Source organism: Ruegeria sp. CDSB029, from assembly GCF_059611125.1.
In genome coordinates this window covers 34,809-42,175 of the sequence record NZ_JBXWOX010000029.1, presented here as the reverse complement: position 1 = coordinate 42,175, position 7,367 = coordinate 34,809, and the positions used below count along the sequence as shown (strand labels likewise).

Here is a 7,367-nt window from a genome sequence, read left to right as displayed (position 1 = left end):
GGTTCTGTCGCAAACTCTACCGCACCTGTCAGATTGAACGCAGTTCTGTTAACGCGTGCCGGGACATGACAGGAGCAACCCGTGGCGATCTCATTTAAGGGCACGCATTTTCCGAAAGACGTGATTTTGCACGCGGTTTTCTTCTGCCTGCGCTACGGCGTGTCATACCGGGATCTGGAAGAAATCATGGCGGAACGCGGCGTTGATCTGGATCATGCTACGCTGAACCGTTGGGTCAGTCGATATACTGGTCCCATTGCCGAGGCAGCACGGTATAGAAAGCGCCCCGCCGACCGTTCGTGGCGAATGGATGAAACCAATGTGATAGTGAAAGGCGTGTGGGTTTTTCTTTGCCGAGTGAACGACAAACACGGAAAACCCTGGATTTCATGTTGTCCCATCGCCGAAATAAAGCCGCAGCGACGAAGTTCTTCGCCCGCGCGCTTGAGGTGAACGGTCTACCGCGCAAGATCGTCATCGACAAAAGTGGAGCCAATACAGCTGGTATCAAGGCGATCAGCAAGATGCTCAAAAGCTATGGCTGCCCGATCCCGATCGAAATGGTCAGGCAGAAATACCTCAATAACATCATTGAACAAGATCACCGTTTCATCAAACGAAGGATCAGACCCATGCTGGGATTCAAATCTTTCGCTTCAGCCGCATCCGTCCTGGCAGGCATAGAAATGGTCAACATGATCCGCAAAGGCCAATTCACAACCGGCCTCCGTCCGTTTCAGCAGTTCGCCCAACTGGCAGGGTAAACCGCTCACCAATTCCACTAATGCTCTGCCATCTGAAAAGTTTGCGACAGAACCTCGCGTGAAAACATTGATGATCTCTTCTGGATATGCAGTTTGTCTGTTTATGCATCTCGTCCGGGGTTTTGGAAACAGGGTCGACAAGGCGACGTCTGGCTCCTTGATGAAGTTGTCGTGAGCATCTCTGGTCGCAAGTATTGGCTTTGGCGCGCAGTCGATCAGCATGGCGTTGTGCTGGGCGAAGTCCTCCAACCGAATTGGGGCAAACGGGCTGCAAAACGCCTTTTACGCCACCTGAAAAAAACGCCTCGGCTTCATTCCCAAGCAAGCCATCACAGACAAGCTGCGCTCATATGGCGCCGCTGGGCGCGAGGTCGCTCAAGATCTGAAGCATTGGTCGCACACGGGTCTCAATAACCGCGCTGAAAACAGCCATCTCGCATTCCGAAAACGGGAACGGACGATGCAAGGCCATCTGTCTCCAGGCGGCTTTCAGAGGTTCGTGGCAACCCATTCAGCCGTTCGGAATTGCTTCTGTGTCCCAGCACGTCGTCGCTCAGCCTAAACAATCCGAAATCACCGTTTCGGCCATTTGACGCTAGGAATGCCGCAAACTAAGCCGCTTGAGATCCGGGTATCAGCATTCCTTGGTGCGCCGCAAGTTATCGCGACAACACCCGTTCAGTCTTGCAGTGCGAATTCTTTTTTCTTGTTCAATTCCGGCCAATATGCGCGAACGAATGCCGCTAACGTTCTCCGCGCCGGTAGGGTGCCATCAACGCGGCAGGTATTTCGGCTCTGCGGGCGACAAGGACGAGCGCGACGATGGAAAGTACGTAAGGCGCCATCAGGAAGAGCTGGTAGGGTACGCCTTCAATCGCAGTCTGCAGCCGCAGCTGGTATGCATCAAAGAATGCGAATAATACCGCGCCAATCAGCGCCTTGCCGGGCCGCCAGCTGGCGAAGACGACCAGCGCAATGCAAATCCAGCCCCGCCCCTGAACCATACCCGGGAAAAAGCTGTTAAACGCCGTTGTCGTCAGGAAAGCCCCGCCCACCGCCATCAAAGCCGATCCGACAACAACTGCGCCGATGCGGATGCGGATGGGGTTCAACCCCTGCGCCTCGACCGCATGCGGGTTTTCACCGGTCATCCGAATGGCCAGCCCTAACGGTGTTCGGGCAAGGACATACGCCATTGCAGCCACAGCAAAGAGCGCCAGATAAGTCGGCAGGGCCTGGGAAAACAGGATCGGACCTAGAACAGGTATGTCGGAAAGCCCAGGAACATTGAGTGGCTGGAAAGGCTCTATCGTTGGGGGCAAGTCACCCACTTCGACAAGTAGCCTGTAGAGGTAGTAGGCCAAAGCAGATGCAAACAGCGTAATACCAAGCCCCGATACATGTTGCGAAAGCCCAAGCGGAACCGTCAGCATGGCATGCAGCAAGCCCATCACGGCGCCGCAAAGGGCCGCAATCATCAGGCCCACGAGCAACGGTGCACCCATGTAGACGGCAAGCCATCCGCTCATCGCGCCCATGGTCATGATCCCCTCGATTCCCAGATTGAGCACGCCCGAACGTTCGCAGAGCAATGCGCCAAGGACGCCGAATATGAGTGGCGTGGCAATACGCAACACGGAAGCCCACAAGCTGGTATTCAGCAGCAGATCAATTGCATCACTCATCGGCGCACCCGGTAGGTTGTGAAAAGAAGGGCCACGATCATGGTAAGCAAACAGAGCGCTACAATCACATCAGCGATGAAACTGGGAACACCGGTTGCGCGGCTCATAGCGTCGGCCCCGACGAAGACTGTGGCAACGAAAACAGCGGCAGCAACGACGCCGGCCGGATGCAAGGCGGCGAGCATGGCGACAACGATGCCTGCATAGCCAAAACCGGGGCTCATGGTGGTGGTGACCCCTGCCGTTACACCCATGACTTCGACAGACCCGGCGAGCCCCGCCAGGGCGCCCGAAAGCAGAGCTACGCCCATGATCGTTCGGGGTAGGGATATTCCGGCAAAGGCAGCGGCACTGGCGTTCAAACCTGCGGCGCGCGTTTCAGCGCCAAAAACCGTGCGCGCCAGGATCAGCCAAACGGCGCCTGCTGCTGCGATGGCAAAAAGCAGCCCGATATGCAGACGCGTGCGCGGGATCAGATCCGGGAGCCGAAAATCTCCGTCTACGGGCACTGAAGAGGGCCACCCAAAGGCCAACGGATCGCGCATCGGGCCTTCAATCATGAGGCCCACAAAAAGGATTACGATGAAGTTGAGCAGAAGGGTCGTCACCACCTCATCCACCCCGAAACGCAGGCGCAAATAGGCAGGTCCCGCCAAAAGAGCCGCGCCCGCAGTCATGCCTGCTAGCATCAAAAGTGGAATACCAATCCATCCCGGAACCCCGAGCGAATGCCCGATCCAAGCGGTGACCAGCGCACCAACAAAGAACTGCCCCTCACCTCCGATGTTCCAAAGTCGCGCGCGGAAGGCGACTGCCGCAGCAAGCCCTGTGAAAATGAGCGGTGTGGCGCGGGTCAGCATCTCGGTGATCGAAAGGCGGGAGCCAAGCGCACCAGTCAGCATTTCGCCATACGCCGTGAGTGGGTTTACACCCGCAGCTGCGATGAGACCCGCAGCGAGAAGTAACGCAGTAAAGATCGCGGCCAGCGGCGCAATGATCACAAGGTGCAGTGGCACATGTGTGCGTCGTTCAAGCCGCATCATCATTTTCCTTCCAAACACCCGCCATCATCAGGCCAAGACGTTGCGGGTCAGCCTCGTTGGCGGATATGGGCTCCGACAAGCGCCCTTTAACGATGGCCTGTATACGGTCTGACAGGGCCACGGCTTCTTCCAGTTCTTCAGAGATGAGCAAGATTGCTGCGCCTTCGGCCCGGGCAGCCAAAAGCTCGGCATGAACGGCGGCAATTGCCCCTTCATCAAGGCCGCGCGTCGGCTGGTTGGCGAGCACAAAACGCGGTCCGTTGGTCAGGACCCGACCGAGGATAAGCTTTTGCATATTGCCGCCAGACAACAGCCTTGTTCGCGTGTCGGGACTGGCACCACGGATATCAAAACGTTCGATCAGCCCTGAGGTGTAATCGCGAGCGGCGCCTTGCCGGACAAAGCCGCGGCGCGAAAACTCTGGTGTACGCAGCCGTTCGAGCACCGCATTTTCCCACAGGCTCAACTCGCCTACTACGCCTTCCGCGTGTCGGTCTTCCGGTACTCTACCAGCCCCCGCACGGATCATGCCGCGCGGCCCCAGATGACCGATATCTTCGTCCAGAAGTGTCAGCTGCCCGGCGCTTGGGTGAAGCAGCCCAGAAAGCAACCCGCCGAGCGAAGCCTGACCATTGCCTGAAACGCCAACGATACCAAGGATTTCACCAGTATGGACGGTGAATGACACGTCATCCAGACGCAACTCACCGTCCTCTTCCACGCGCACATTTTTTGCAATCAAAACTGGCGCGCCAATCTTATGGTCATGGCGTACGGGCCGTTCCACTTTGCGGCCAACCATCAGTTCCGCCAGCTCTCCGGGGTTGGTTTCAGAGGTTTTGCGTTCTGCAACCATTTTGCCGCCGCGTAGCACTGCCACACGGTCAGAGGCAGCCATGACCTCATGCAGTTTGTGGCTGATGAAGATAAGCGAAAGACCCTCCTTCGTCATGTCGCGCAGGGTCTCGAACAGGCGCATCGCCTCGGGCCGGGCCAGAACGGCGGTAGGTTCATCCAGGATCAATATGCGCGCGTCGCGGTAGAGCGCTTTAAGAATTTCAACACGCTGGCGTTCTCCTACGGAAAGCGACCGAACCTTGGCCTCGGGGTTCACGGGCAGGCCAAACCGCTCTGCGATCTGCAACAGCTTTTCGCGCGCCTCACCACGAGCGGAACGCGCGCGAGTCAAGGGTTCGGAGCCAAGCATGACGTTTTCAAGAACGGTGAGGTTGCCCGCAAGCGTGAAGTGCTGGTGAACCATTCCCACACCCACCTCGATCGCTGCGCGTGGAAGGCCCGGAGGCAGTTCTTCGCCGAACACCCTGACAGTACCTGCGTCGGCTGCGTAGTGGCCAAACAGGATATTCATCAGCGTCGTCTTGCCTGCGCCGTTTTCACCCAGAAGCGCAAGGATTTCCCCCTCCGCCAGTGTCAGGGTCACATCATCATTTGCGGTAAGCGTTCCAAAACGCTTGGTGACGCCGTGAAGCTCCAGAACCTTGGTCATGTGGGTAGGCCTGCGATTGGGGACGGAAAGGAAAGTGCGGGCGCGCGGGTCTCGATAAGTGCACCGAGTTTTAGCAGTGCGAAATCGGCGCCGGTGGGACCAATCAGTTGTACACCGAGAGGAAGGTCATTTGCCATGCCAAAAGGCAGCGCCAGGGCTGGCAAGCCAGCAACATTGGCAAGCGCGGCGTTTGGGGCAAAAGCTTCCAGCCGCGCCATGTGTTCATCGGGGGAAGTGCCAGACAGATCCAAAGTGCCGACGACGGGTGGTGCAGACGATAGGACCGGCATCAGGATGGCATCGGCGGATTTGAAAAGCTTGCGGGAGCGATTTGTCAGGCGTGCCAGTTGTCGCGAGGCCGCAAAAAGCGCGGTGGCAGGTGTCGCACGACCCTCAGTAGCCAAGGCGGCTGCGAGCGGGGGGACCTGATCATCGGAGATTTTGAGTGCGGTCAGCCATTCAGCCAACGAAACAGCCAGTATGGTTCGGGCGATTTCATGAGCTTCAGCCCCAATCCGGTCGGGGGCACGAACATTATACACTTCACAGCCTGCGTCGCGCAGCGCGTCGGCAGCACCTTCTGCAGCTTTGCGCTGATCAGGTCCACAACGATCCGGCAATGCCACCGCGACACGGGGACGTTTTGGGAAGTGCACTGGGGCCATTGGCCGGACTACAGATTGAAGGGCGGTCTCCACGTCGCGAACCGAGCGCGCCAAGACCAGCTCAGATGCTATGCCCATCAGGTGATTGGCAAAATCAGGGCCTCCGGGCACCGCACCACGAGACGGCTTGAGCCCGGTCAAACCGCAACACGCAGCAGGTACTCTGATGGATCCGGCTGCATCCGTGGCATGAGCAATTGCAACGATACCGGCTGCAACCGCAGCCGCAGCGCCGCCAGATGAACCACCGGGTGTCAACGCGGGATTCCATGGATTTCGGGTCGCAGCCATGCCATCTGGTTCGCATGTCAGGGAAAGGCCGAATGCGGGTGTTGTAGTCAAGCCAAATGGGATCAAGCCGGTTTGGCGCAAATACTGTAACAGGCGACTGTCACTTTCAGGTTTACGCGCTTGTGCGCGGATTGCTGCGGATCCGGCCGCAGCGGGTAGTCCTTTTGCGAAACCACCGAGGTCTTTCACCAAAAACGGAACCCCATGAAACGGACCGCGTTGGTCAGATGGCAATGCGTCTGCTGCCCTCGCCGCGGCGAGAGCCATGTCTTCGTCCAGAAATGCCACGGCCCCCAAATCCGCCTGCGCATGGCAGGCAGAAAGACTTGCCTCCATCACGTCGACGGCATAGATCTGCCCTGCCGCAATGGCAGCTGCAAGAGCCGTAGCATCGGTCACGTCAAAGCCCGCGGGATCAGGAGGGCTCGCTTTCGTCGATCGGAACATCCCATTCGCCGGATTGGATCGCGGCCTGTTTGGCCTCCATGGCCGGGATGGCGTCAGCAGGCACTTCGTTGGCGACATAGATCAACTCATTGCCGCCATGGGCCATGAAGGAATATTCCGTGTAGTTGCGCCCCGTTGGATTACCGGCTTGAACGTCCGCTACGATGGCCTCGATAGTAGGACCGTAATTCCAGATCGCATTGGCAAAGACCGTACCAGGGTAGCGCGGTGTATAGTCGATAAGAGAACCAATGGCCTTCACGCCACGCGCTTGGGCGGCATCCGCGGTGCCAATGCGTTCGCCAAACAGGACATCCGCGCCCGCATCGATCTGGGCAATCGCAGCTTCTTGCGCGCGGGCCGGATCAAACCATGCTCCGATAAAGCCGTTGACGAAGGTGGCATCCGGGTTCACCTCGGTCACCCCCATTCGGAAGGCATTGATCAACAGGTTCACTTCAGGGATCGGATAACCGCCGACCGAACCAAAGACATTGCTTTCTGACATTTGGCCCGCAAGCATCCCGGCCAAATAGGCGGCTTCGTGGTTGCGGGTGCCGAAGACGCCGAAATTGTCCCCTTCCGGCCCACCGGAAGAGCCCATGAGGAAAGCGGTATCCGGGTAATCGCCCGCCACTTCGCGTGCTTCGCGTTCCACGGCGTAGGATTCGCCCCAAATGATTTGCGCACCACCTTCGGCATACTCGCGCATCGCGCGGGGATAGTCGGTCGGAGCCACACCTTCCGAAAACTCGTATTCGATCAGACCAGCGTCGGCGGCCTCCTGCATCGCCACGTGGATACGGCTGTTCCAGGCGTTTTCGACCGGAGACATATGTACGCCAGCGACTCGGGTCGCAGATTGTGCGTTCGCGCGGCGGACATAAGCCGGCAGGGCCAGCGTGGCCGCAGCGCCGACCATCAGTTGACGGCGGGTTGTGGTGAGTTTCATTGGTAGATCCTCT

At 58.3% G+C, this 7,367-nt stretch carries 6 protein-coding genes and 1 pseudogene; 2 read left to right on the top strand and 5 right to left on the bottom strand.

Features of this window, described 5'->3' with window-relative positions; all coding sequences use genetic code 11:
• The first annotated feature begins 81 nt into the window (after positions 1-81).
• A protein-coding gene (locus tag AC2FI8_RS22555; RefSeq protein ID WP_496781036.1) for an IS6 family transposase occupies positions 82-764 on the top strand; the annotation gives its coding sequence in 2 pieces (ribosomal slippage) (positions 82-367 and positions 367-764; 684 coding nt in all).
• Positions 765-890: 126 nt separating this feature from the next.
• Positions 891-1,323, top strand: a pseudogene (locus tag AC2FI8_RS22550) (IS6 family transposase); the annotation flags it as partial.
• A 184-nt stretch (positions 1,324-1,507) separates the two neighbouring features.
• On the opposite strand, the gene AC2FI8_RS22545 reads toward AC2FI8_RS22550, so the two are convergent.
• Genes AC2FI8_RS22545 through AC2FI8_RS22525 form a run of 5 tightly spaced genes read right to left on the bottom strand, consistent with a single transcriptional unit; the run spans position 1,508 to position 7,354 of the window.
• A complete protein-coding gene (locus AC2FI8_RS22545; protein WP_496770426.1) occupies positions 1,508-2,449 on the bottom strand; it encodes an ABC transporter permease in 942 nt (313 codons plus the stop codon).
• Positions 2,446-3,489, bottom strand: coding sequence for an ABC transporter permease (locus AC2FI8_RS22540; RefSeq protein WP_496781035.1), 1,044 nt, complete (start codon positions 3,487-3,489; stop codon positions 2,446-2,448). The genes AC2FI8_RS22545 and AC2FI8_RS22540 overlap by 4 nt, the downstream gene beginning before the upstream one ends.
• The gene (locus AC2FI8_RS22535; protein WP_496781034.1) at positions 3,479-4,999 is read right to left on the bottom strand and encodes an ABC transporter ATP-binding protein; all 1,521 of its coding nucleotides are present in this window, start codon (positions 4,997-4,999) and stop codon (positions 3,479-3,481) included. Before AC2FI8_RS22535 ends, AC2FI8_RS22540 begins: the two co-directional genes overlap by 11 nt.
• Complete coding sequence (locus AC2FI8_RS22530; RefSeq protein WP_496781033.1) at positions 4,996-6,402, bottom strand: amidase; 1,407 nt, start codon at positions 6,400-6,402, stop codon at positions 4,996-4,998. Before AC2FI8_RS22530 ends, AC2FI8_RS22535 begins: the two co-directional genes overlap by 4 nt.
• Positions 6,371-7,354 (bottom strand): BMP family protein, encoded by a 984-nt coding sequence (locus AC2FI8_RS22525; RefSeq protein WP_496781032.1) that lies wholly within the window; start codon positions 7,352-7,354, stop codon positions 6,371-6,373. The genes AC2FI8_RS22530 and AC2FI8_RS22525 overlap by 32 nt, the downstream gene beginning before the upstream one ends.
• Positions 7,355-7,367 lie beyond the last annotated feature (13 nt).